This window comes from Rickettsiales bacterium Ac37b (assembly GCA_000746585.2).
GTDB lineage: Bacteria > Pseudomonadota > Alphaproteobacteria > Rickettsiales > Arcanibacteraceae > Ac37b.
Genome location: CP009217.2, coordinates 811,464 through 837,305 on the forward strand (window position 1 = coordinate 811,464; position 25,842 = coordinate 837,305).

A 25,842-nucleotide genomic window follows, 5' to 3' on the forward strand; every position below is an offset into this window, starting at 1 on the left:
CAATACACTATAAAATAGTTAAAATATTAAGTATATAAGTATATGATGTAAAATTGTATCAGCAACTATATTAAAATTAATATATTTAATCGCCAGTAATCGATTAATACATAAAAGCTAACAACTTAATTAATCTTAATTAGTAATAGTTGATCTATTAAATAATAGATTATCAATATTATTAATTATGAAACTCATAAGGTATTTATTATTATATTTAGTTATTTATATACTACCTTTAACAAACCTCCATGCTACTGTTCCTACATGGACAGGAGCATTCCAGGTTAAAGAACCTACATTTATAGCCATAGATAATAATCAAGATATTTACGTTACGAATGATTATATTAATATTTTTGATAAAAATTATAGCCCCAAACACCAGATCAGAACTATAGGTAGCAGCGATAATCAATTCAATAAACCTAGGAAAATTGCTATAGATCCGGCTACTAACATGCTTTATGTAGTTGATACTCTAAATAACCGTATCCAAACAGTTAATACTACCAATTATTATATAGAGCCATTTGGCAGCAATGATTCGGAAGGAAGGTTGTATCGTCCATCTAGTATAATGTTTACTAAACATGGTATATATATAGCTGATTATGCTAATAACCTTATTAAAATCCTTGATAAAAACCATACACATATAGAACAATTTGGTTCTGCTGGAAATAAGAATGGTCAATTTTATCAACCTTGGGATATAGCTCATAAAGATTCAAAAGAAATATATGTTGGAGATTATGGTAACAATAGGGTTCAAGTATTTGATTCACAAGGTAATTTTTTAAAATCTATAGGACATGAAGGAGACCAAGAAGGTGAATTTCAATATGTACACGGCATTGCCTTAGATGGGAACAATAATTTATATGTAGTGGATTATGGTAATAACCGAATACAAATTTTTAATCCTGAAGGTAACTATTTAGAACAACTAGGTAGTAGAGGAATTAAAAAAATGGGATTTAGAAACCCTTTTGGCATTGCTATTAGTAAAACAGGTTTATTTTATGTAGCAGATCATAGCAATAACCGTGTAGTGTTATTATTTGATCCAAAAGCCTGGATAGAGCCAGGAGAGGTAACTATAGGAAATTTATCGTTGAATCAAGATTTAAAGTTGAAAGAAGGATATCATTTAAATGTAAAGAAATTAGCAGGAGACGTAACTATAGCAAATCACCCTACAGAATCTGATGGTAAATTAACGATAGAATCAGGGGGAAGCTTAACGTCAGAAATTGGCAGTAGTATGCATGCATCAGAAATAGAGCTTGCTGGAGGAAAACTTGCATTTAATCAAATTATGGATTTGAGTATACCACTTACTTTAAGCGCTCCAAGTAACGAAATATCAGTTGGACAAGCAAGTGTTGTAACTTTAGGCAAAGTGAGTTCAGAACGCTCTAACATACTACTAAAGACAGGAACTGGTAATCTTATAGTAGGAAGTGAGTTTAATCACAAAGGTAATACAGATATTAGAGAAGGAAGTTTCACATTAAATAATGCTAAGCTACTAGGTAGCGTACAAATCCAGGCAGGAGGGGAATTAAAAGGTATAGGCGAAATTACTGGTAATATAGATAATTTAGGCAAAATATCGCCAGGACTACCGCTTGGGGTATTAAAAGTAAGTGGAGATTATCACCAAGGTATTGGGGGTAGTTTAAGTAGTACTATATCAGTAGTATCTAATCCTGTAGCAGGAGTTGATAACAGTTTCTTATCAATATCGGGTAAGACAACTATAGAAGGTAGTAAGCTGCTCATCACTGCGCTGGATGGCCACTATGAAGATGAGGCAAAATATACTTTGTTAGAAGCAGAGGGAGGCATTGAAGGAGAATTTGGAGAACATATCTTAGACATAGTTGGTCCATATACAGGTAGCTTATTATATGGCGAAAATAAAGTATCTCTATTATTAAAAAAAACCGATTTAGTAGATTTAATAGAGGTAAGTAATGAAAATTCAGATTTTAATACTTCAACCAATTATAAGCTTGCAAGTTATATAGATAGTATAGTAGATGAAGCCGATTATGATTTAGATATAGTCATAGGCGATCTCCATAATATGAATAGTAGAGAAGCTTTAGATAAAACGTTAGATAGTATATCTCCTCATCGTAATTTAGTAGCTAATTATGTAAGCCATGATGTGGGTAGTTGGGTAAATAGTATAGTACATTCTAGGTTAGATACAGCACACTATATAGAAGATGAAAACATAACCGAACCAGTAAGTTTTAGCTATAATAACCATACAGGAATAAAGCTAACCAATAGAACCAAAACAGGTTTAACCATGGGCATAGGAGAATTATTATGTAGTAATACGCTAGATTCTTCTAAACATCAAATATGGTTTACACCTTTTGGCTATTTGGTAGATCAAGACACTGATAATAACCGATATGGTTATGACGCAAAGACTGGGGGGATAGTAGTAGGATATGATACCAAATATACAAAAGATATAATCCTGGGAGGATCATTAGGTTATTATGAATCAAAAATAGATTATAAAAACTCAATAAAAAATGATAACAAAATTAAAGGATTATTTGGTACGTTATATGGTAAAAAAGAATGGGAAAATAAGGTAGACGATTATTATGTCAAAGGTTCAATATATATAGGCTATAATAGAAATAATTTAAAAAGGTATATAGAATTAAATAAGGAAGAAGATTATATCGCAGAGAGCAATTATGCGTCATATAGCTTAAATCCTAGGATAGAACTAGGCTATAATTATAGATTCTGTAATAATACAGTTATAACCCCATATGTAGCAAGCGAATATGGTATGCTGTTTGCAAAAGGCTACACTGAGAAGGGGGCCGGAGCATTAAATATGCGTGTTAAAGGAGGCAAATATCAAGAATGGTCAAATGAAATAGGAGCCAAAATAAGTAAAAAATATAAACTCACTAACGAGATAACCGAAGCACTCGAAGAGCTATATATTACTGGTAAGCTTAGCTACATAAACAAGAAGCCTATCAAGAAATATGATAGAATAAGAGCAAATTTTGTGGGCATATTAGGAGATTATATAAGTAATAATGACGTGAATGTAAGAAATGAGATATCACCGTCGTTATTGGTTGAATGGCATAAAAGTAATGGTTTAATATTTGGCGCAGGATATAGTGGAAAATTTAGCAAAAAGTATCATGCTCATGAAGCTATCTTTAAAATTGCACTCTATTTTTGAAAAGCTTTATAATCAAGTATTAGTTTTATAGTAAATTAAGTTGTATTTGCGACTATGGCAGATAGAGCAAAGCCTACAAATAGTAAGAGAGCTTTGAGCTATAGCAAAGGCAATTTAAAATAATACGAGGCGCAAAGCGTAGAAATACTATTGTAGACAACGAACAACAAAGTAATATTTAAATTGCCACAGTTATAACCGCGTCCCAGATTCAAATCAATTTACTATAGTAAAATTTATGACTTTCTAGCATGTTATAGCCAAATCATTAAATATCTGGATAAAAAAATCAGTGTTATCTGACCTGGATGGGAAAGAGGTATATTATACTAAGGCTAATTTACAAAAATAAATTATAGAATCTAAGAAAATTGAAATGTCTTCTGCAGGTAAACAAAGATTTGTTGATAAGCTAATGGAAGAGTTAAGAAAAAACTCCGCGACAAACTTAGTTATGTAAGAAGTCATTATATCAGCCATAAATTACCTGAATTATCGATTAGGAAATCTTTGATATTCCTATACAATCTGTTACATCAATGTATTACTGAATGTCCAATTTTAGCTATAGGTAGCTTAGTCTTTTGCCATATCATCAAGCTCTATCCACCTTATTTCCGATTCTTCTAATTCTTGCTTTTTGGCTACCAGTTTTTCGGTAGTTTCTAAAAATACATTATGGTTAATATTATATAGATCTACCGTCGCCATTTTTTCTTCTAATGCTTTTATTTCTAAAGACAATGCTTCTATTTTTGAAGGTAAAAGCTCTAATTCTCGCTTATATTTATAAGAAAGTTTATTCTCTTTAGGAGTATTATTATGGCTAATTTTATCTTTTGATAACTTAGTATCACTATTTTTGCTGATCAGATGAGAATTTTTTGCTTCTAGACGGTAATCGCTATACCCTCCTATATAATCATTGATAACACCTTTCTCTTCAAACACCATAGTACGGGTTACTATACGATCTAAAAAGTCTCGATCATGACTAACAATAATTAATGTTCCTTCATAATTACTTAGCATATCTTGTAACATATCAAGCGTATCTATATCTAAATCATTGGTAGGTTCATCTAAAATTAATAAATTCCCAGGATTGATTAATATTTTGGCAAGCAGCAATCTATTTGCTTCCCCGCCTGATAAACTACCTACAGGAAATTTAGCTTGTTTTGGGTCAAAAAGAAAATCTTTTAAGTATGCTACCACATGTCTGGAAGAGTTATACAAAAATACAGTGTCTCCTCCTTCTGGACATAATGTTTGCCATAAAGTTTGTTCTGGATCTAGCGACTCTCGTTTTTGATCAAAATAAGATAAGTTAACAGTAGGACCTAATTTGATACTTCCCTGCTGTGCTGATAGAGCACCAGTGATGAGTTTTAAAAAAGTAGTTTTACCAGTGCCATTTTTACCAATGATACCTATACGCTCTCCTTTAATAATACGCATGGAGAAATTTTTTAATATCGGTTTTGTAGATGAAATATCATTAAAAGCATAGCTTACATTATCCATCTCAAGTACCATTTTAGAGGCCATACTACTCGGTAAAGGAGGAAGCTTTATTGAGCTACTTGCCTTGGTATAATTGTTTCTATCAATTCTAAGTTTTGATCTAAGCTCAAACAATTTCCTTAAGCGTCCCTGATTACGCTTACGTCTTGCCGTTACTCCATGTGCAAGCCAAAGATTTTCTTCATCTACTTTTTTACCTAATTTCTCTAGCTCTTTTATTTCCTGTTCTATTATTTCAGTAGACCATTCATCAAATGAAGCAAAACCCTGATTACACGTTCTAACATTACCTTGATTTAACCATAATACTTTTGTGGAAATAGACTTTAAAAATTCACGATCATGACTAATACATAAAACTCCTCCCTTATAACGCTTCAGAAAATTTTCAAGCCAATTAATAGATGCTATATCTAAGTGATTGGTTGGTTCATCAAGTAAGAGTATATCTGGTTCTGAAACTAGTGCCTGCGCTAAAGCAGTTCTACGTATTTTCCCTCCTGATAATTCCGATAATAAATCATTTCCATTAAGATCAAGAGCTTCTAGTATAATATCTGCCTTATAATATAATTCTTCTTTACTTTGCAACGAATTTGTAATTATACCTTGAATCACATATTCGCGCACAGTAATGTCTTGAGAAGGAGATAAGCTTTGAGATAAATAACCTATAATTATTCCTGGTTTTTTATATACGACCCCCTTATCATATTCAATTTTACTAGCAATAACATTCATTAAAGTGCTTTTACCTGAACCATTTCTACCAACTAAGGCAATTTTATCACCAGCAAATATTTGTAGCGATACAGAAGTAAATAGTGGTTTACCACCAAAGGCTAACTGAATGTCTTGCAAGGATAATAAGGGAAGAGATTTATTTTTCATATACTCAATAAATTAAATTACTCATCTCAAAAAATTTTATAGCATAATTTAATAATTTTGGCTGTTTGTCTATTGATTATTTGTCTAATTATCTTATAGTACCATGTAACGAGAATCTTAGTTAATATGTATTAATATTTGGAGACAAATCATGCATCAAAACAATACTACTAGCATTTTTTCTTCTATCAGCAAAGATGTTCAAAGCACTTTATCACATATAACAAATAACGTCAAAAATATAATGGCAAAGAGTAGCCCAAATAACTTTCTTAAAAATATGCATGATGTAGTAGTAAGTACTTCAGCCTTTATCCTTAATAAAGCTAACATCTTCAATTTAATCAGTAAAGATTCTTTAAAATGGTATGTAAACTATGCTTTTTTTGGTTTAGAAATTAGAGGATTAAAATCATTATTACCATCTCTCGGAGAATCTTTTTTACCTAACATTATTAGTAAGCATATGTCAGGTATAATAGTGGGTGCTACCATACAAGGTAACTCCGAATGTAGTTGGCAAGTAAAATTAGCTAGTACATCACCTGTATTAGGTGCATTGGTAGGAGGCATCCATGGAGGTATATGCTGTGCTACTATCAGTAGTGCTATGAACACGTTTGAAAGTTTAGCTCCAGATGAATATAAAGTACATGCAAAAATGCTAGGTTTTATTGCCACTACCTCTCTTGCTAGTCATGTTATGTGCTTTAATGAAAAATTTATATATAATTGGCATCAAGAAGGGTTTAAACATGCTATGAATGAAGCTAACAGCCATCTATCAGAAAATGTAAAAAGTTTTGTTCAAAAATTAAAATTTGAAAAAGCAGAGCCAGTCAAGGCCAGTTGTTGTTGTAAATAAAATCTTTTGCATAATATTTAGAAATTTAGTACTACTTATTATATGTAGTTTCAAAGGAGATGACACTCGGAATGAGGAGCCTACGCCTACTATAGCTAGGAGAGCGACGAATAACAAATATGTATCTTTATTTGAAACTACTATAGTGTGTGAGAATTTCGTATATAATGAATAATATCTTAGCAATTAATAAGCTAGTGCTGAAGAATTTTCGTAATCACAATGATCTTAATTGGAATCTAACAGAAAAGCCCATTGTGATTACTGGTAAAAATGGAGCAGGCAAAACAAATATTCTAGAAGCAGTATCATTACTTGCTCCTGGTAGAGGTATGCGTAATGCTAAATTAACTGAGTTAGATCAATATCTCACGAATGATGAACAAAAAATAAAGAATTGGTCCATTGAATCAATAGCCGCAAGTAGTTTTGGTATTACAGAGATCATTACTCATCGTGCATATAGTGACCTAGAGAATAGTAATAAAAGAGTTATAAAGGTCAATGATAAACCTTTGAAACAACAATCGGAATTAACTAAACTATTAAATATAATATGGTTAATACCACAAATGGATTATTTATTTTTATCAGGGAGTTCTACAAGACGTAAATTTTTTGATAGATTAGTTTTTAATTTTTTTCCTGATCATGCAGAATATTTAACTAATTATGAAAATGCTATGCGTGAACGTGCAAAATTACTTAAAGAAAATAGATATGATAATTATTGGCTTAACGCTCTAGAACACACAATGGCAGAAACAGGTGTTGCTATTGCTTCTGCACGCGTACAAGTTCTTGAATATTTAAAGAGTTATATGAAGAGGCTAAATAGTTGTTTTCCAAAAGCATTATTAGATATTAGTGGTACATTAGAAACAGCTATAGTAAAAATATCTGCTACAGCGCTGGAAGAAAATTTTAGAGCAGAGCTTAGTAGTGCGCGGAGTTTAGATGTACTATCTGGTCGTACAACTACTGGCATTCATCGAAGTGATCTGTTAGTATATCATGAAGAAAAAAATATAGAGGCTAGTTCTTGCTCAACTGGTGAACAAAAAGCATTATTGATTTCAATAATTTTAGCTTTAGTTAAAGCAAAAATAGAGCTTTTTGCATCAGTACCTATATTATTACTTGATGAAATCGTAGCTCATCTTGATGACATAAGGAAAGAAGCATTATTTGTTGAGCTACTAGATTTAAAAACCCAAGTATGGATGACAAGTACTAAAGCCAATATATTTGAGAGTTTAAAAAATAATGCTCAATTTATAGAATTATAGTTGATGCAGGAAATTTATTTTAGTGTTACACTGAAAATTATTATTGTAAAGTATTATTAGTAAGTAAAGGTGATTATGAACGAGTCGGTTTTAGAACAACAAAATATAGAATATGGTGCAGATTCTATAAAAGTATTACGTGGACTTGAAGCTGTTAAGAAACGTCCAGGTATGTATATAGGGGATACTGGAGATGGCTCAGGTTTACATCATATGGTATATGAAGTTGTAGATAATGCTATAGATGAAGCTTTGGCAGGTCACTGTGATTTAGTTGAAGTAATTTTAAACGCAGATGGCTCCGTCACGGTATCTGATAATGGACGGGGTATTCCAACAGATATACATTCAGAAGAGGGTATCTCAGCCGCTGAAGTAATTATGACTCAACTTCATGCAGGTGGTAAATTTGACCAAAACTCTTATAAAGTTTCTGGAGGATTGCATGGGGTGGGTGTTTCAGTAGTGAATGCATTATCTGAATGGCTAGAACTCACTATTTGGCGTAATAATAAAGAATATTATATGAAATTTAGGGAAGGCGTATCAGAAGCTCCTCTTGCCCAAAAACAGGATAATATTGACCGTAAAGGCACACAGGTTTCGTTCTTTCCATCAAAAGAAATTTTTGACAATATTAATTTTGATTTTTCTGTATTAGAACATAGGCTTAGAGAATTAGCTTTTTTAAATTCAGGAGTACATATTATCTTAAGAGATCTGCGCGGCGCAGAAACCTTAGAAGTAGAGTTATTTTATGAAGGAGGAGTAGAGGCTTATGCAAAATATTTAGATCGATCTAAAAATGCTTTACACCCAACTATCGTGATTAACGGAGAACAAAATAATATGGTTGTCGAGATAGCTATGGAATGGAATGATAGCTATAATGAAAATTTGATGAGTTTTACTAACAACATTCGACAACGCGATGGAGGAACACATGTTATAGGGTTTAAAGCTGCTTTAACACGTGCAGTGAATCACTATGTTTCAACCCATAATGTTCTAAAAAAAGAAAAAATAGAATTCTCTGGTGATGATATACGAGAAGGCGTAACATGCGTATTATCGGTAAAAGTACCAGATCCAAAATTTTCTTCCCAAACTAAAGATAAGCTTGTAAGTTCCGAGGTAAGACCCGTAGTTGAATCAATAGTGAATGAAAAATTAGAAAGATGGTTTGAAGAACATCCCGCCGAAGCAAAAATTGTTATTACAAAAATAGTTGAAGCAGCACGCGCTAGAGAAGCTGCAAGACGTGCTCGTGAATTAACAAGACGCAAAGGAGTGTTAGAAATATCTAATTTACCTGGAAAACTGGGTGACTGTCAGGAAAAACAACCAGCTTTAAGCGAATTGTTTATTGTTGAGGGAGATGGTGCTGGTGGTTCTGCTAAGCAAGGTAGAAATAGGTTGTATCAAGCAGTTTTGCCTTTACGTGGTAAAATACTAAATGTTGAACGTGCTCGCTTTGATAAAATGCTCGGTTCTGAACAAATTGGTACGCTGATTTCAGCGCTTGGTACTAGTATTGGCGAGGAATTTAATATAGATAATTTACGTTATCATAAAGTTATTATTATGACAGACGCTGATGTTGATGGTTCTCATATACGCACTCTATTACTTACTTTCTTTTTCAGACAAATGCGTACTCTTATAGAAAAAGGATATTTGTACATTGCTCAGCCTCCTTTATACAAAATCAAGAGAGGAAATAGCGAAATTTATCTAAAAGATGAAAAAGCTTTACGTAATCATTTATTTAATCATATTATTGACTCTGCTACTATTTCTAGTGCAGATACTAACATAGGCTCTATACAACTTAGTTCATTTGTCGAAAAAGTTAAAAGGTTTAGTGATATTATCAAATCTATGAATATAAAATTACATAGAGAAGTATTACAGTATCTTGCTCTGTCGAGAATATTTTCTATTAAGACTTGGCAAGATAAGGCCTTAATGGAACAATCAATACAATATTTTATTAAAAAAATGCAGGAAATAAATAATGATAGCAAATGGGATATAGAGATTTTTGAAGATAAAATTTTAATCAAACAGTTTTTTAATGAATTTGTTGAGCAAAATACTATTGAAAAACATTTTATACAAACTTCATTGATCATAGAATTAAATGAATTAGCGGAGGAAATGCGCAAATTATTAGAAAGTCAATTAACTTTATCATATAAAGATAATGAAGCTAATATTTCTTCACCATTACAACTCTTAGACACTATGATTGAATGGGGCCAGAAGGGTATTTCTTTGCAAAGATTTAAAGGTTTGGGTGAAATGAATCCAGAACAATTATGGGAAACTACTTTAAATCCTACAACACGTACATTATTGCAAGTAAAAATTCAGCATGAGGAAGATGCAGAAGCCTTATGTTCAACTTTAATGGGCGATTTAGTTGAACCAAGACGTGAATTTATACAAAATAATGCTCTAAAAGTATTAAACTTAGATATTTAATTTTATAGCAAAAAAGTGATTTACTAAGTCTTTAAAAGTAGAGTTGGGGCGATTACAATCGCCCACCTTGTTAAGTATGTTGTCTCTTGCATTATAGGAAATTAAGTTGTATTTGGTACTAGTAGGGATAAGCGAATCCTACAATTACTAGTAGAGCTTTGAGCTATAGCAAAGGCAATTTAAAAATACGAGGCGTGAGGCAGAAAGCGTAGAAATACTATTGTAGGCAACGAACAACAAAGTAATATTTAATTGCCACAGCTATAAACGCGTCCCGGATTCAAATCAATTTACTATAGTATTATATAGCTTCAATTATCACATATGCAATCGCTAATGGATATTCGTCACTCAAGGATAAGTGAATTCTTGGTACATGATTTGAAGGCATAGCATTAGTTAATTGTTCTTTAGTATTGTTATGCAAAATAATAAAGGGGCGTCCATAACTATCATTCAAAATTTCAATTTGATTAAAAGTTATTTTATTACGTATTCCAAGGCCTGTAGCTTTTGCGTACGCTTCTTTTGCTGCAAATCTTTTTGCTAAATAATATGAAGAGCGTTTTGGAGAGGAAAATTTTTGGCTTTCAATTATTTCATTATGAGTAAAGACTCTGTTTAAGAATTTATAACCAAATTTAGTTATTAAATTCTCTATCCTTTCAATATTTACGATATCAGTGCCTATACCTACAATCATATATTATTTCGTGCAGTAGCTATAATAGTTTTCATTTTCTGTATTACTGCATTTAGGCCACTAAAAATTGATTCACCTATTATGAAATGGCCAATATTTAGTTCAGAGATAGGTAAAATACTAGCAATTTGCGAAGTTGTTTCATAATTTAAACCATGTCCAGCAGCACATTTTAAACCTAAGCTTACGGCATAATGAGCCATTTTCTCTATTTTTTCAAAGTGAAATAACTGTTCATGATGTTTACTATTACAATATGAACCGGTATGTAATTCAACCATATCAGCACATAGATCCCTTGCTGCCTTCACTTGCTCCTGTTCTGCCTCTATAAAAAGAGATACAGTAATTTCTTGAGCTTTGAGCTGTTTTATAAAGTTTTCTAATTGATTATAATATTTGACAACATTTAGTCCTCCCTCTGTGGTAAGCTCTTCTCTCTTTTCTGGTACAATACAAACATACATAGGTTGGGTATATATAGCAATATTCAGCATTTCCTCAGCTAGGGCAATTTCAAGATTCAGAGGTATATTTAATTCTTTAAGTAATGCTATATCTGGATCTTTTATATGCCTGCGATCTTCACGTAAATGAGCAGTAATAAAATCAGCGCCTAGAGCCATAGCTAGTTGCGCAGCTTGTATTGGGTCAGGATGTATACCACCACGTGCATTACGCAATGTTGCTACATGATCTATATTAATACCTAATTTCATTTGGGTCATATTTTTATACCAGCTAATTCACACATATTCTGTATATACAGTGGAAGAGGGGCTATGAATTCAAGAGATTTGTTATTCATAAAATTATTTAATAGTATTTTATATGCATGTAAGTGTAGAGGTTTTTTACTTCTTACTCCATATTTCTTATCCCCTAAAATAGGATATCCAAGTAACTGACAATGTATTCTTAATTGATGTTTTTTGCCAGTAACAGGTAATAGGCTTACAATAGAAAATTCATTATTTACTGAACCTAAAACTTTATAATGAGTTAAAGCTTCACTATTATCAATAGTGGATACGATTTTACCAACGCGATTTTTAGGCTTGCCTATGATAACAGCTATATATTGTTTTTCTATATTTTTATTTTTAAAATGTTCAGCGAGTATTGCCGCAGCTTTCGCATGGCGTGCAACCAGTAAAATACCTGTAGTTTCTTTATCTAGTCTATGTACTAATTTAGGACGCATTGATAATTCAAAACATAAATGGTCTAGCATATGATCTATACTATATTTAATTTTACTGCCTCCTTGTACAGCTAAATTATTAGCTTTATTAAGCACTATAATATTAGTATCTTTGTATAAAATACTATCTTTCACTTGCTGAAGTAACTTGGAGTCAATTTGAGGATGATTTATACTCGTAGGGGCTTGAATTTTTATAGTATGATCAATATTAATAATATCGCCTTCTTTTAAACGATCATTTGCAAGAGCTAGCATATTATTTACTTTAATCAATCCTTTGCGCAAGCTTTTTTCTATAATAGCTTGAGTTATACCTTGTCTTCTAATAACACGATCTAAGCGTGATCCTGCTTCTTGTTCAGTAATTAGCACTTGATGAAAATGCACTATAACGTTGCCTCATTTATGATGATATTGGATAAGAATATTTGACATTAATATCATATAATATTTTTTATTGCTAGTTTTTTGATATTTTATGATCAATAGTTAATCATTATTCATGAATAACTATTATAGCTGTACTCTTAATTATTTAATATAGGAATTAAAATGCTTTATATTATTGACCATACCCATTCACCGCAGCAAGTTGAGAAAACTCTTAGTGTTCCTAATTTAACTCATCTAAATATAGTACATAGAAAAGAAAATTGGCTTATAGAAGCTATATGCCAATTTTTAAAAATAAATAATTCTATTAAATTCCTTAAGTTTGATCATAGTATATGCAATAGAGAACAACTTAAAATGCTAATGGAGAGTTTGTCGTTTAATCGTTCCTTAATACACCTTGATTTAAAAAATAGTACAAATATTTATAATAATATACAGTTTGTAGTAAATTATTTAATAACTAATCCTCCATTATTACATTTAAGTCTAGAAAATACTTTCTTAAATAAAAGTGATATGATCTGTTTAGCAGATGGGTTACGAAAAAATTATATTCTAAGATCATTAAACTTATGCAGAATAACTCAAAAAAAAGAGAGTGGGATAGATAATATTATCAGCGCGTTAGCACATAATAAAGCCTTACAGCGTCTAGATTTATCACATACCATGCTATCTAACGATATAGGAACCACCATAGCATATATGTTATGCAATAATTTTAATTTAGAAGCATTAAACTTAAGCCATAACCCTCTCGGTAAGGATAGTATTCAATCTATTACATATGCGCTAAAGCTAAATAATTCATTAAAAATTCTTGATTTATCAGGTCTTGGTGATAATAGTGATAATGATTTAAGTGTTACAGATATTTTTAATGAAAATAAGTGTTTAGGAGAACAAGGTTTTCAACATCTTGCCAGGATGTTAACCGTAAATAAAGGATTAAAATCTCTTATTTTAAATAATAATTATACTTTTACTCGATGGATCATGCATTTGGGATTAGCGCTCATTAGAAACAGCACTTTGTGTAGGCTTGAGTGTAATAACAAAAACACAGATATTTTTGATGAAATAATTTTTGCTTGGGCTTTAAAAGAAAATAGAAATTTATTAAAGGTATCATTATCTCAAAATATTTGTATAGAGAAAGAATTATATTTGCAATTTAATAATATACAAGCTTATAATACAGCACTTCTTATTATTGAACACAAATCTTTATCTAATACACAAACGTTAGCGATTTTTCAGCAGAAATCCGCAGTAGAATATATATTAGAAGAAACTTCATTCAATATCAGCAGTCATGAAGCTACTAAATTAGTAGAAGAAGCATTGATGCCTGCTCGTGCTAAATATACTCTTGAACTTTTAAAAGTAAGGAAACAATGTCAACCAGGGATTTCTATCAATAACATAGATTTTGGAAATAAAAAATATCCTTTTTTAGAGGCTATGCCTGTTATGATTTTAGAGAAAATTTTTGGTTATAACGTTTTTGAAGAAAATGTAGATAAGTACGTAAGAAGCGCTATTACAATAAAGAAAAAATTTAATACAAGCATAGAAAAAAATGACCACGATACAATAGAGAGAATATTACCCAAAATGACACACTCGGTGTTTGATAACATATTATTACAGGGTAGATATAATTCAAAAGATACCAACATTAAAAATCTCATTGATAACCATCAATTAGACACTACAAGTAAAAGAAAATACCAAGATTTTGTGAGTGAAAGAAAAAGAGCATGGGCAAGGTAAATATAACTTTTATAAAATTTAATTTCTCAGCCAGAATAGTAGTATTGCTAATTTAAATTAAAATTTATATAGTGATATAAATTATTCTTTCTATAGAAAATACTACGAGAACATGCACCCTAACACAATAGAACAAATTTTTGCAAGGTTTTCTGCGAGTTTATCAGATCCTAAAACTGAATTAAATTATACCAATGATTTTACCTTGCTTGTAGCTATTATACTTTCAGCCCAAAGTACTGATATAGGTGTAAATAAAGCAACTGCTAAATTATTTGCATTCGCAGATACGCCCTCAAAAATATTAACTCTTGGTGAAGAAGGCTTAAAAAATTACATTAAAACTATAGGGTTGTTTAATAATAAAGCTAAAAATATAATAGCTTTAAGTAAAATATTACTAGAAGACTATAATAGTCAAGTACCAGCTTCTTTTGATTTATTATATAGTTTACCAGGTGTAGGCAGAAAGACAGCCAATGTATTTTTAAACTGTGCCTATGATCATCCTACTATAGCGGTTGATACACATGTTTTTAGAGTAAGTAATAGATTAGGTTTGGTAAATACAGGTAATGTACTGGATACCGAAAAACAACTATGTAAAGTAGTGCCAGAAAAATATAAAACTAAAGCACATCACTGGCTTATTTTACATGGGCGTTATACGTGTAAAGCTAGAAAACCTGAATGTAGCAAATGCATAGTACAAGACTTATGCGAATATGAAAAAAAACATAATTTGTAGAAACCATAAAAAATAATAATACTGGATTTTCAAAGAGAAAGTATAATAGTTTCAAATGGAGATGACATTAGGGATGAGGCATCGAAGCCTACTAATTGTTAGGTAAGCACTAATGACGACATACGCATCTTCATTTGAAAGTTAATTCATGAATTTTTAATATAATATTCTGCGTCTTTTTTGATATGTACTATAGAAGATTTAATTTCACTTATATCAATATTGAATCCTGCTGAGGTAAGATCGTTATATATTTTATTTACTAAATCGTCTTCACTGTAGTTGTTATTAACGCTATCTTCAACTAATTTTGTTGCATAAGAATCACTTGCAGTTTGATCCATCTTCATTTGAGATGCTGCCCAAAGACCAAGCATTTTATTAGTACGAGCATTAATTTTAAATTCAATTTCTGCATCATGTGCAAATTTATTTTCATATGCTTGCTCACGATCATCTATTTTATTCATTCTTTTCTCCTTGGTAGTTTTATAGGATGTAAATATACTATAACTTTTATTAAAGCAAAGTAATAATTAATTGTTTACTAAATAAAAAAATACCGCTATTACATTAAATAATAATTAATGTATCATTTTATAATAAGAGGCATTGTCTTGTTTAAAAAGAAACAAATATATGAAGGTAAGGCGAAAATTCTTTTTGAGGGGCCCGAACCTGGCACTATCATTCAACATTTTAAAGATGATGTAACAGCCTTTAATAATCAAAAACGTGGCTTAGTATCAGGTAAAGGTGTTATTAATAACAGGATATCTGAGCTTGTTATGTTAAAATTAGGCGAGATTGGTATTCCTAACCATTTTATTCGTACGCTCAATATGCGAGAACAATTAGTCAAAAAAGTTGATATTATACCCGTAGAAGTAATTGTAAGAAATGTAGTGGCTGGTTCTATGGCAAAAAGGCTTGGCTTTGAAGAAGGCGTGGTGTTACCTCGTAATATTATAGAATTTTGTTTTAAAAATGATAATTTAAACGATCCTCTCATTAGCGAAGAACATATTATAACATTTGGGTGGGCTAACCCAATAGAATTAGAAGAAATTAAGGCTTTTGCTACTAGAATTAATGATTTTCTTATAGGAATGTTTTTTGGTGTTGGCATTAGATTAATAGATTTTAAAATAGAATTTGGTCGTATCAATATAAATGATATGGAACATATAGTACTAGCTGATGAAATTAGTCCTGATAGTTGTAGATTATGGGATATTAAAACTAACGAAAGAATGGATAAAGATAGGTTTCGTAGAGATTTAGGAAATATAGAGGAAGCCTATAGAGAAGTAGCTAGAAGATTAGGTGTATTAGTGAATATTGATCCAAATGAAGAGGAATAAAGATAAATATGAAAGTTAGAATTTATGTAATGCCACGTAAAGAAGTATTAGATCCTCAGGGTAAGGCTATTATGTCTTCTTTAAGCACACTCGGATTTTCAAATCTTCAAGAAGTGAGACAAGGTAAATTACTCGAATTAACCCTAGCTGAACAAAACACTGATAAAATTGCTGATATTGTGCACGAAATGTGTAAAAAATTATTAGTTAATGAAATTATTGAAGATTATAATTTTGAAATTGTACAAAATACCTAACTTAATTTGAAGAGATTAAAGATAGAACTTATAGACTAGGATAATTCTAGCATAGAAGAGAGAAAAGTATGAAAGTAGGTATAATAGTTTTTCCCGGGTCAAATTGTGATCATGACGTATTTAAAGTATTTGGATCTTATTCTGGGTGTTTTCCACAAAAGATTTGGCATAATGACATTTTTTTACCTAAAGGGCTAGATTTAATAATATTACCTGGAGGGTTTTCATATGGTGATTATTTGCGTACGGGTGCAATTGCTGCTAACTCTCCTATAATACAAGAAGTCATCAAGGAAGCAGAAAAAGGTGTATATATTTTAGGTATTTGTAATGGTTTTCAAATTCTCACCGAAACACGTTTGTTACCTGGAACATTAATTAGAAACAAGCATTTAAAATTTATTAGTAAAAGTGTTTATTTACGTGTAAATAAAACTAAGTCATTATATACCGAAGCTTATAAAGATCATCCTGTTATTAAAATACCAATTGCCCATCAAGAGGGGTGTTATTTTACCGATCAGGAAACTTTGAGGAAATTAATTGATCAAGAGTTAATAGCATTTAGTTACTCTGATGAACGAGGGGTTGTAAATGAAGAATCTAATATTAATGGTTCACTAAATAATATTGCAGGAATTATTAATGCAAAGGGTAATATATTAGGTCTTATGCCCCATCCGGAAAGAGCGGTAGATATTTTAACAGGCAGTGAAGATGGCAAATATTTATTTAACTATTTATCTAAAGAACTAAGATGATGAATTTAGAAGAAATTAACAAGGATGTGGCTAAAGAATTAGGTCTATCTAATGAAGAATATGAAAAGATTTTAGAGATATTAGGGAGAAAACCTAACTATACGGAACTGGGGATTTTTACCGTAATGTGGAGTGAGCATTGTTCTTACAAATCTACCAAATTACATTTACGCAAGCTACCTACAGAAGCTGAGTGGGTTATATGTGGCCCTGGAGAGAATGCAGGGGTGATAGATATTGGCGAAGGTAAGGCTATAATTTTTAAAATGGAAAGCCATAATCATCCTTCTTTTATTGAACCATATCAAGGTGCGGCAACTGGTGTTGGTGGTATTATGAGGGATGTATTTACTATGGGTGCCCGTCCTATAGCTAATTTAAATTCTCTACGCTTTGGAGATTTTAACCATCCAAAAACTAAGTATTTACTAGCAGGTGTTGCCGCTGGTATAGGTGGATATGGTAACGCTATGGGTATACCTACGGTTGGGGGGGAATGCACTTTCCACTCTTCTTATAATGGAAATATTTTAGTTAATGCAATGACAGTTGGCATTGCTGATCAAGATAAAATCTTTTATTCAAAAGCTTCGATACCGGGTACGGTAGTTGTTTATGTAGGATCAAAAACAGGACGTGATGGCATACATGGTGCCACTATGGCTTCAGCTTCTTTTGATGATTTATCAGAACAAAAGAGACCTACTGTACAAGTAGGGGATCCTTTTGCAGAAAAATTATTACTCGAAGCATGCTTGGAGTTAATGTCTAAAGATGCTATTCTTGGTATTCAAGATATGGGTGCTGCAGGACTCACCTGTGCTTCTTTAGAAATGGCTGGTAAGGGTGGGACTGGTATAGAATTAGATTTAGATAAAGTACCAGTACGTGATCCTAAGATGATACCATATGAAATCATGTTATCTGAAAGCCAAGAGCGTATGTTAATGGTACTTAAACCAGAATGTGTCGAAATGGCATATAAAATTTTTGCTAAATGGGGATTAGATTTTGCTGTTGTTGGTACTATTACTACTACAGGTAGATTAATTTTAAAAGCAGGTAATCAAGTTGTTGGAGATATACCAATCGATCCTTTGCATGAAAACTCTCCTGAGTATGACCGTTCATTTATACAACCTATTCCTAGGAAAGATATAAAAATAGATATTAATATAGATCATAATATTAATGATATTTTACTAAAATTGCTTGCTAGCCCGGATTTATGTGCTAAAAACTGGATTTATGAACAATATGATTCAACAGTAGGAGCAAGCACTATCTCTGGCCCCGGTGGGGATGCTGCCGTGTTACGTATAAATGCAAATAAAGCCCTGGCTATGACAAGTGACTGCACCCCTCGTTATTGTGCTGCAGATCCTTATGGTGGCGCAAAACAAGCAGTTGTAGAAAACTGGCGTAATTTGATTTGTGTAGGAAGTAAGCCTTTAGCTATTACAGATTGTCTAAATTTTGGTAATCCTGAGAAACCTGAAATTATGGGGCAAATCGTTGCTTGTATAGAAGGTATGGCAGAAGCATGTAAAGTATTAAAATTCCCTGTAATTTCTGGGAATGTATCTTTATATAATGAAACCAATGATAAAGCAATTTATCCAACTCCAACAGTAGGCAGTGTAGGTTTGATAGAAGATATAGATAAGCTTACAAGAAACTGTTTTCAGAAAGCGAATGACACTATAGTTTTACTTGGTAAAACAGAAGGACATCTAGGCGCTTCTTTATTTTTACGTGAAATATACGGTGAGGAAGATGGGCAAGCACCAAGTGTGAATTTATTTGAAGAAAAAAAATATGGTGAATTTATATTACACCTTATAAAACACAAAATGATTACTGCTTGTCATGATGTATCTGATGGCGGATTATATATATCTTTAGCAGAAATGGCTATGAAATCTAATATTGGCGCTATTATTCAAATTCCCTCTAATGTTAATAAATATAATTGGTTATTTGGTGAAGATCAATGTAGATATATTATTACTTGTAATAATGAATCCTTATCAGGTATAGAAAAACTTATAGAAGAACATAATATTTATTATCAAATTTTAGGTAAAACTGGTGGAGATAAAATTCAAGCTAACGATGAAGAAATTACGTTAGATCAACTGAAGTTAACTTATAATAAATCTTTATCTGACAAAATGTCTTAACAAAAACTTATTATACACCTCAAGTAACTGAAGAGAGTAGTATGCAAAGGTCAATTTTATAAAAGACAGGGAGTTTGAAATCGAGGAACGGGACATACATAGATACGTGAGTACCGTAGATTTTCAAAGATGACGACGTCTATTTTTGAAATCCACCGAGTATACATAAAAATCTTCCGTTTACTAGAAGCAATTTTTATGCTGATAAGTAAATATGAAGATATAGGTAAGATGATTTTTTTAAATCTTAATTATCTTAAAAAACAGTTACTACCAGTACATTTATCTCATTAATGCTCATTAGCATCCTTTTTATATTGTTCTCAAGAATGACGCTGAGAATAATAAGAAAACTACAGTAAAAACAGTTTAAGTTTGATACAAGAAATGAGGAGCAAAGCCACTAATTGCTAGGTGAACATTGAGCGACGCCATCCGCAGCAAGTTCAAATCAATTTACTATATATGTCCTAATTTTATGCCTGCATTATCGAGAGTTATAATATTCTATAATTAATATTATAGGATGAATACATTAATATTTTTGATTCTATTAACTTACTTTAACTCTTATTACACTAAAGCAAGTTAATAGTTGGGGCTATCGATTACTATACTGACATCAAATTTTCTTTGTTGGCAGAAATGTCATTATTATACGCATTATAGTTACTAATTACTTTTTCAATAACGTTGTATAATTTTTTACCTATAGCTTTACTTTCATAATTTGTTGTTACATTATTAAAACCTTCCTTAGCAAGCTTTGTTGCAAAATTAGGATTTTGTATTAATTTTTCCAAAGCATTAGCTAATTTATTAGCATCACCTGCTTCAACCATTAAGGCATCTATATGCGGCCTTACTATTTCCATAGGTCCATCTGTATCAGAAGTTACAACGGTTATAGAATGCATAAAAGCTTCCAGTATAACCATGCCCACTGGTTCATGAAGAGAAGGCAAACAAAATATATCGATTGCAGAAAAGAAACTATTTTTATCTTCTATCCATCCTGGAAATTCTATTAGGTTTTCTAAATTTAGCTCGTGCGCTAATTGTTTAAGCTTAAGCATTTCTATGCCATCTCCTCCTAAAATAGCTTTAAAAGGAATATTTCTATTTCTTAATATATTAAGCGCATTAAGGAAAACAGTAAATCCTTTTTTAGCCACAAACCTACCAAGTGCTCCTATTACAGGCGGATTATGCCATGTATTATTTTTTTCAGTAAGATGTGTAGGTATATATACCATATGTGGGATAGTATATATATAATTAGGATTATGCCCTTTTTTAATTAATGTACGCCGCAATTCATCTGAAACCGTAATAAGAGGGTTATGTTCCGCTGCTTGCCTTAAATTGATATTATGACATACACCTATAATTGGAATATCAGTAATGGTTTTATTAAGCAAAGAGTTAGTTCTATTGCCATGAGCTATTATTACATCTGGCTTGATTTCTTGAATAGCATTTTTTAATTTCCACCCTACTAACGGGTCCCATTGTCCAAAATTAGGTATAGTATGCACAGGTATATCTTTAGGAATAACATTAAGTATAGGCGCATCTTTATACGCTAAGAGTGCTGTATTACAACCTAAGTCTATTAAACATTTTGTATAATCAATAAATGTTTGTTCTATGTCACCTTTACGGCGCCCAAAAATAGTATTTACAACAAGCAATTTTTTCTCCTTTCTTCATTAAAACATAAAACTAAATATATTATTAATGTATATTTAATATTTTACATTAACATAATTATTTGAATTGATTATATCCCAAGTGCCAAGGAAGACTAAGCTTACCTTGACATTTGAAGATTGATTCCAAAAATTAAGAATTTTTCCTAAAATTGAAACATCTGATGATATACCAAATTCTCTGCCCAATATAACTTTTGCTATGTAACAAGAATTATTTCTGTTATATGCCATAATATACACCAAGCTATTTTGTACATTTTTTATAAACAAAAAATAATTATTATAAATATTCGTTAATATATGGTAAACAAATAGTAAATAAATGAAAATTAATAATAAAAATAATATTTAGTAGTTTTATACTTATAATTATTGGTATTATTGTGGTAATGATTGTAAACAGATAACTAAATATAATAGGAAAATAGAGACAAAACTGTTATATAACATTTTAATTAAAATATTTACTATGCAAGAAAAAATAAAAAATCATTTATATTATTCAATTAGAGGACATTATTGGTGCCTTAAAGACGTGGATGAACGCAATTGCTCATATATACAGCAAAAATACAATATTCCAGCAATGATTGCAGAATTACTTATTAATCGAGGGGTGAAACTGGACCAGGTAAATGATTATTTAAATCCCACTTTACGTGCTTTTTTACCCAATCCTATGATATTGCTTGATATGGAAAAGGCCGCAAATAGAATAGTTGAAGCTATAGAATATAATCATAAGATAGTAATTTTTGGAGATTACGATGTTGATGGTGCTACATCTAGTGCATTATTAAAACGCTTTTTTTCTGCAATTTCTTTTCATAATCATACAATTTATATACCTGATAGATTTACAGAAGGTTATGGTCCTAATTTACAAGCTTTTGAACAAATGCTTGATGAAAAAGTGAAATTAGTGATTACAGTTGATTGCGGAACAGCGGCAATTGATACAATTAATAAAATAACGGATAAAGGTCTAGAGATTATTGTGGTTGATCATCATTTAGGAGGGGAAATATTGCCTCGTGCTGTAGCTATTGTTAATCCAAATCGTTATGATGAAACTTCTAAATATGGCTATTTAGCTGCAGTAGGAGTAACTTTCCTATTAGTTGTAGCAATCACTTCTATACTTAGACAAAAAGGGTGGTTTAAGGTGGTTTCAGAACCTGATTTATTATCATTCCTAGATATAGTAGCTTTAGGTACAGTATGTGATGTAGTACCTTTAATAGAGCTTAATAGAGCCTTTGTTAAACAAGGGCTCAAAGTAATGTCCAAGAGAAATAATATAGGATTAACTTCTTTAATTGATCTAGCTGGTATAAACGAAGAATTGAACATTTATCATCTTGGATATGTAATAGGTCCACGTATCAATGCAGGAGGTAGAATAGGTAAATCATGGCTGGGTGCTAAATTATTAGCTAATGATGATTTTAATGAAGCCAATGATATTGCGAAGACATTAAATCATTTAAATCAAGAAAGACGTGCTATAGAAACCATGACATTAGAGGAAGCCTTTGTGCTTGCGGAGCAAAGTTTATCAGAATTACCATTTGTATATATTACAGGTAACAAGTGGCATCAGGGAGTAATAGGTATAGTAGCAAGTAGATTAAAGGATAAATATGATAAAGTAGTTATAGTTATTTCTGTTGAAAACAATATAGGTAAAGCTTCATGTCGTTCGATTGTTGGCATAGATATAGGAGCATTAATAATTAATGCCAAAAATTTGGGATTAGTTATAGAGGGTGGAGGTCATGCTATGGCCGCTGGATTCACTATTATGCTAGACAAAGTGATTTTATTAAAGCAATTTTTAAATGAGCAATTGCAAGATATTCCAGCTCTTTTAGAATATGATTGTCGAACACGATATTTTGAAGGATTTCTATCACTAGAAGCCATCACTCTAGAGTTAGCTAAATTATTAGATAAACTTGAACCTTATGGTGCAAGTAATCCTGCTCCAAAATTTCTTGTCAAAAATAGTAAGCTAATAAAAATAAATGTAATAGCTGGCAAACATATTAGCTGTTTATTTAAAACGCAAAGTAGTACAGGTGTTATTAAAGGAATTATTTTTAATGCAGTTAATACTTTAATAGGTAATTTTTTGCTTTCATCTTTGGGTAGAGACCTAGATATTATTGGTCAATTACAGATCAGTAAATGGCAAGGTAATGAAAGGGTAGAATTAATAATAAGTGATGTAATAAAATAATGTAAGTATTGTTATATAAAAAAAATTGTAGGCAATATAAATATTTGGTGATAAAAGCAAGTATTGGATTTTTGTTAAAATAAAATAATTTATAAATAAGTATTAATTTTATGACTTCTAATGTAAATTCTCTTACATTTGCAGGTGTAACCGTTGTTGATGTAAATGTACAAGCCCATATTGCAACGGGACTACCTGCTTTTACTATAGTTGGATTACCTGATAAAACCATAGCTGAATCGAAAGAAAGAGTAAGAGCAGCTCTTAGTTCTATAGGATTACAATTACCTGCAAAACGTATTACGGTTAATCTTGCTCCTGCTGATTTACTTAAAGAAGGTAGTCATTTCGATTTAGCTATAGCTTGCTGTTTACTAAGTGTCATAAATATTCTACCTGAAGAAGAATTGGATAATTATTTTATTTTAGGAGAGCTATCACTTGATGGAAGCATCTCTAAAGTTGTAGGTGTATTACCTGCAGCTGTGGGCGCTAATGCTCGTGGTAAAGGCATTATTTGTCCAATGGCTAATGGCCAGGAAGCAGCTTGGTCTGGTAATGAGAATATTTTGGCTCCTGATAGTATATTGTCTTTAATTAATCATTTTAAAGGTGTGCAATTATTATCTTATCCTAAAACTACACCATATGAGGATGCGGAAGAACATCAAGATTTATACGATATTAAAGGTCAAGAAATAGCAAAGAGAGCCCTAGAAATAGCAGCTAGTGGTGGACATAATATGTTAATGTCTGGCCCACCTGGAGTTGGTAAGTCAATGCTTGCTAGAAGATTGCAAGGAATATTGCCGCCAATGGATGCTAAAGAAATACTTGAATGTAGTATGGTTGCGAGTATAGCTGGTATATTATCAGATGGCAAATTACAACGTATCCGTCCTTTTAGAAATCCACATCATTCTTGCTCGATAGCAGCTATGGTAGGGGGAGGAATGGGACGAAAACTAGTTCCAGGAGAAATATCATTAGCTCATAATGGAGTATTATTTTTGGACGAATTACCAGAATTTCCTGCACAAGTACTAGAAGCTTTAAGACAACCTATAGAAACGCGTGAGATATCGATAGCTAGAGTGAATGCTCATATTACATATCCTGCAAAATTTCAGTTAATCGCAGCCATGAATCCTTGTCGTTGTGGTTATTTAGATGATATAGAGCGTAATTGCAATAAAGCTCCTAGATGTGCTGTAGATTATCAATCACGTATTTCAGGTCCTTTATTAGATAGGATAGATTTAAATGTAGAACTTTCCAATATTAATATTGGAAATTTTAACAATGTGAGTAATGAAGATACCAAAACGATTGCAAATAGAGTACTACAAGCAAGGATAATTCAGCAAAAGCGTTATGATGGGTTTGGTATAAGAATCAATTCTGATTTAGATGGTAAATTATTATTAGAATTTGCTACCCCTAATACAGAAGGATTAGCTTTGTTAAATAAAGCTGCTGAGCAGCTTAAATTATCTATGCGTGGATATAATAGAATATTACGTGTTGCCCGTACTATAGCAGATATGGAAAATGTTTATCACATTAATAAAATACATATTGCTGAAGCCCTACATTATAGACAATTACCTATTAGAAAATCATCAAATTAAAAATATAGGTTGACAAGTGGGGGGTTTTTGTAATATTTACTCCTTATAATTAATGATTGTGAGTAAATAGAATTTATTATGAAAAAAACTTATTCTGCAAAAATTTCTGATATTCAGAAAAAATGGTTTGTTGTTGATGCCACTGACTTAGTGTTAGGTAGAATGGCAACAATAGTTGCTAAGATGTTGCGTGGCAAACATAAACCTACTTTTACACCTCATATGGATTGTGGTGATAATATAATTATTATTAATGCTGAAAAGATATTTTTGTCTGGCCGTAAAACAGATCAAAAACATGGTAAAAAATATTATTATCATACAGGATATCCTGGAGGTATTAAGGAGCGTAATGCTACTGATATATTAAGTGGTAAATATCCCGAGCGAGTCATTAGAGATGCTGTAGAGCGTATGATTACTAGAGGTCCTTTAGGTAGAGTACAAATGAAAAATCTTTATGTATATAAGGGACCACAACATACGCATGCGGCGCAAACTCCTCAATTGTTAGATATCGCATCTATGAATAATAAAAATAGTAAAAAATAAGAGGATA

The 25,842-nt window shown here is 31.5% G+C and carries 21 protein-coding genes; 13 read left to right on the top strand and 8 right to left on the bottom strand.

Annotation, left to right across the window (positions count from 1 at the left end):
- Positions 1 to 187 precede the first annotated feature (187 nt).
- Complete coding sequence (locus NOVO_04060) at positions 188 to 3,241, top strand: NHL repeat-containing outer membrane protein (GenBank protein AIL65195.1); 3,054 nt, start codon at positions 188 to 190, stop codon at positions 3,239 to 3,241.
- A gap of 324 nt (positions 3,242 to 3,565) precedes the next feature.
- Here NOVO_04060 and NOVO_04065 read toward each other — a convergent pair whose 3' ends face one another.
- Together NOVO_04065 and NOVO_04070 are read right to left on the bottom strand one after the other, a co-directional pair.
- Complete coding sequence (locus NOVO_04065; GenBank protein AIL65196.1) at positions 3,566 to 3,721, bottom strand: hypothetical protein; 156 nt, start codon at positions 3,719 to 3,721, stop codon at positions 3,566 to 3,568.
- 96 nt (positions 3,722 to 3,817) lie between these two features.
- Positions 3,818 to 5,659 carry an ABC transporter ATP-binding protein gene (locus tag NOVO_04070; protein AIL65197.1) on the bottom strand — a complete coding sequence of 614 codons (1,842 nt, stop codon included), beginning with the start codon at positions 5,657 to 5,659 and terminating at the stop codon, positions 3,818 to 3,820.
- A 151-nt stretch (positions 5,660 to 5,810) separates the two neighbouring features.
- On the opposite strand from NOVO_04070, the gene NOVO_04075 reads away from it, so the two are divergent.
- The 3 genes from NOVO_04075 (at position 5,811) to gyrB (ending at position 10,300) form a co-directional block, all read left to right on the top strand.
- Complete coding sequence (locus NOVO_04075; protein AIL65198.1) at positions 5,811 to 6,524, top strand: hypothetical protein; 714 nt, start codon at positions 5,811 to 5,813, stop codon at positions 6,522 to 6,524.
- A 167-nt stretch (positions 6,525 to 6,691) separates the two neighbouring features.
- Positions 6,692 to 7,813: a DNA replication and repair protein recF gene (gene recF, locus NOVO_04080; GenBank protein ID AIL65199.1), complete on the top strand. Its 1,122-nt coding sequence runs from the start codon at positions 6,692 to 6,694 to the stop codon at positions 7,811 to 7,813.
- A gap of 75 nt (positions 7,814 to 7,888) precedes the next feature.
- Entirely contained in the window at positions 7,889 to 10,300 is a 2,412-nt protein-coding gene (gene gyrB / locus NOVO_04085; GenBank protein AIL65200.1) for a DNA gyrase subunit B, read from the top strand.
- A gap of 301 nt (positions 10,301 to 10,601) precedes the next feature.
- Here the strand turns inward: gyrB and acpS are convergent, their stop codons facing one another.
- The 3 genes from acpS to rluC are packed head-to-tail and all read right to left on the bottom strand — an operon-like array spanning position 10,602 to position 12,597.
- Positions 10,602 to 11,003 (bottom strand): Holo-[acyl-carrier-protein] synthase, encoded by a 402-nt coding sequence (gene acpS / locus NOVO_04090; GenBank protein AIL65201.1) that lies wholly within the window; start codon positions 11,001 to 11,003, stop codon positions 10,602 to 10,604.
- Complete coding sequence (pdxJ, locus tag NOVO_04095; GenBank protein ID AIL65202.1) at positions 11,000 to 11,731, bottom strand: Pyridoxine 5'-phosphate synthase; 732 nt, start codon at positions 11,729 to 11,731, stop codon at positions 11,000 to 11,002. Before pdxJ ends, acpS begins: the two co-directional genes overlap by 4 nt.
- Positions 11,728 to 12,597 carry a Ribosomal large subunit pseudouridine synthase C gene (rluC, locus tag NOVO_04100; protein AIL65203.1) on the bottom strand — a complete coding sequence of 290 codons (870 nt, stop codon included), beginning with the start codon at positions 12,595 to 12,597 and terminating at the stop codon, positions 11,728 to 11,730. Before rluC ends, pdxJ begins: the two co-directional genes overlap by 4 nt.
- A 165-nt stretch (positions 12,598 to 12,762) precedes the next feature.
- On the opposite strand from rluC, the gene NOVO_04105 reads away from it, so the two are divergent.
- Positions 12,763 to 14,382, top strand: a complete 1,620-nt coding sequence (locus NOVO_04105) for a Leucine-rich repeat protein (protein ID AIL65204.1) — start codon at positions 12,763 to 12,765, stop codon at positions 14,380 to 14,382.
- Between the two features lie 112 nt (positions 14,383 to 14,494).
- On the top strand, positions 14,495 to 15,130 hold the full coding sequence (gene nth / locus NOVO_04110) for an Endonuclease III (GenBank protein ID AIL65205.1): 636 nt from the start codon (positions 14,495 to 14,497) through the stop codon (positions 15,128 to 15,130).
- Between the two features lie 146 nt (positions 15,131 to 15,276).
- On the opposite strand, the gene NOVO_04115 is transcribed toward nth, so the two are convergent.
- On the bottom strand, positions 15,277 to 15,600 hold the full coding sequence (locus tag NOVO_04115; protein ID AIL65206.1) for a hypothetical protein: 324 nt from the start codon (positions 15,598 to 15,600) through the stop codon (positions 15,277 to 15,279).
- A 147-nt stretch (positions 15,601 to 15,747) separates the two neighbouring features.
- On the opposite strand from NOVO_04115, the gene purC reads away from it, so the two are divergent.
- From purC to purL, 4 genes are all read left to right on the top strand, one after another.
- A complete protein-coding gene (gene purC / locus NOVO_04120) occupies positions 15,748 to 16,494 on the top strand; it encodes a Phosphoribosylaminoimidazole-succinocarboxamide synthase (GenBank protein ID AIL65207.1) in 747 nt (248 codons plus the stop codon).
- 8 nt (positions 16,495 to 16,502) lie between these two features.
- Complete coding sequence (gene purS / locus NOVO_04125) at positions 16,503 to 16,751, top strand: phosphoribosylformylglycinamidine synthase (protein AIL65208.1); 249 nt, start codon at positions 16,503 to 16,505, stop codon at positions 16,749 to 16,751.
- Positions 16,752 to 16,819: 68 nt separating this feature from the next.
- On the top strand, positions 16,820 to 17,512 hold the full coding sequence (gene purQ / locus NOVO_04130) for a Phosphoribosylformylglycinamidine synthase 1 (protein AIL65209.1): 693 nt from the start codon (positions 16,820 to 16,822) through the stop codon (positions 17,510 to 17,512).
- Positions 17,509 to 19,695: a Phosphoribosylformylglycinamidine synthase 2 gene (purL, locus tag NOVO_04135; GenBank protein AIL65210.1), complete on the top strand. Its 2,187-nt coding sequence runs from the start codon at positions 17,509 to 17,511 to the stop codon at positions 19,693 to 19,695. The genes purQ and purL overlap by 4 nt, the downstream gene beginning before the upstream one ends.
- Before the next feature lie 611 nt (positions 19,696 to 20,306).
- On the opposite strand, the gene mfpsA is transcribed toward purL, so the two are convergent.
- Both mfpsA and NOVO_04145 read right to left on the bottom strand, forming a co-directional pair.
- The gene (gene mfpsA / locus NOVO_04140) at positions 20,307 to 21,389 is read right to left on the bottom strand and encodes a GT1 family glycosyltransferase (GenBank protein ID AIL65211.1); all 1,083 of its coding nucleotides are present in this window, start codon (positions 21,387 to 21,389) and stop codon (positions 20,307 to 20,309) included.
- Between the two features lie 54 nt (positions 21,390 to 21,443).
- Positions 21,444 to 21,641, bottom strand: a complete 198-nt coding sequence (locus tag NOVO_04145; GenBank protein ID AIL65212.1) for a hypothetical protein — start codon at positions 21,639 to 21,641, stop codon at positions 21,444 to 21,446.
- 238 nt (positions 21,642 to 21,879) lie between these two features.
- On the opposite strand from NOVO_04145, the gene recJ reads away from it, so the two are divergent.
- From recJ to rplM, 3 genes are all read left to right on the top strand, one after another.
- Complete coding sequence (gene recJ, locus NOVO_04150; protein ID AIL65213.1) at positions 21,880 to 23,652, top strand: Single-stranded-DNA-specific exonuclease recJ; 1,773 nt, start codon at positions 21,880 to 21,882, stop codon at positions 23,650 to 23,652.
- 110 nt (positions 23,653 to 23,762) lie between these two features.
- Positions 23,763 to 25,283 (top strand): Competence protein ComM, encoded by a 1,521-nt coding sequence (gene comM, locus NOVO_04155; GenBank protein AIL65214.1) that lies wholly within the window; start codon positions 23,763 to 23,765, stop codon positions 25,281 to 25,283.
- A gap of 78 nt (positions 25,284 to 25,361) precedes the next feature.
- Positions 25,362 to 25,835: a Ribosomal protein L13 gene (rplM, locus tag NOVO_04160; GenBank protein ID AIL65215.1), complete on the top strand. Its 474-nt coding sequence runs from the start codon at positions 25,362 to 25,364 to the stop codon at positions 25,833 to 25,835.
- Positions 25,836 to 25,842: the final 7 nt, after the last annotated feature.

Excerpts from the sequence above, each read along its gene's own strand:
- nth (AIL65205.1), top strand. The coding sequence starts at position 14,495 with ATGCACCCTAACACAATAGAACAAATTTTTGCAAGGTTTTCTGCGAGT.
- pdxJ (AIL65202.1), bottom strand. The coding sequence starts at position 11,731 with ATGACCCAAATGAAATTAGGTATTAATATAGATCATGTAGCAACATTG.
- recF (AIL65199.1), top strand. The coding sequence starts at position 6,692 with ATGAATAATATCTTAGCAATTAATAAGCTAGTGCTGAAGAATTTTCGT.
- NOVO_04060 (AIL65195.1), top strand. The coding sequence starts at position 188 with ATGAAACTCATAAGGTATTTATTATTATATTTAGTTATTTATATACTA.
- comM (AIL65214.1), top strand. The coding sequence starts at position 23,763 with ATGACTTCTAATGTAAATTCTCTTACATTTGCAGGTGTAACCGTTGTT.
- NOVO_04145 (AIL65212.1), bottom strand. The coding sequence starts at position 21,641 with ATGGCATATAACAGAAATAATTCTTGTTACATAGCAAAAGTTATATTG.
- recJ (AIL65213.1), top strand. The coding sequence starts at position 21,880 with ATGCAAGAAAAAATAAAAAATCATTTATATTATTCAATTAGAGGACAT.
- rplM (AIL65215.1), top strand. The coding sequence starts at position 25,362 with ATGAAAAAAACTTATTCTGCAAAAATTTCTGATATTCAGAAAAAATGG.
- acpS (AIL65201.1), bottom strand. The coding sequence starts at position 11,003 with ATGATTGTAGGTATAGGCACTGATATCGTAAATATTGAAAGGATAGAG.
- NOVO_04115 (AIL65206.1), bottom strand. The coding sequence starts at position 15,600 with ATGAATAAAATAGATGATCGTGAGCAAGCATATGAAAATAAATTTGCA.
- NOVO_04065 (AIL65196.1), bottom strand. The coding sequence starts at position 3,721 with ATGGCTGATATAATGACTTCTTACATAACTAAGTTTGTCGCGGAGTTT.
- NOVO_04105 (AIL65204.1), top strand. The coding sequence starts at position 12,763 with ATGCTTTATATTATTGACCATACCCATTCACCGCAGCAAGTTGAGAAA.
- NOVO_04075 (AIL65198.1), top strand. The coding sequence starts at position 5,811 with ATGCATCAAAACAATACTACTAGCATTTTTTCTTCTATCAGCAAAGAT.
- NOVO_04070 (AIL65197.1), bottom strand. The coding sequence starts at position 5,659 with ATGAAAAATAAATCTCTTCCCTTATTATCCTTGCAAGACATTCAGTTA.
- purS (AIL65208.1), top strand. The coding sequence starts at position 16,503 with ATGAAAGTTAGAATTTATGTAATGCCACGTAAAGAAGTATTAGATCCT.
- gyrB (AIL65200.1), top strand. The coding sequence starts at position 7,889 with ATGAACGAGTCGGTTTTAGAACAACAAAATATAGAATATGGTGCAGAT.
- purQ (AIL65209.1), top strand. The coding sequence starts at position 16,820 with ATGAAAGTAGGTATAATAGTTTTTCCCGGGTCAAATTGTGATCATGAC.
- purL (AIL65210.1), top strand. The coding sequence starts at position 17,509 with ATGATGAATTTAGAAGAAATTAACAAGGATGTGGCTAAAGAATTAGGT.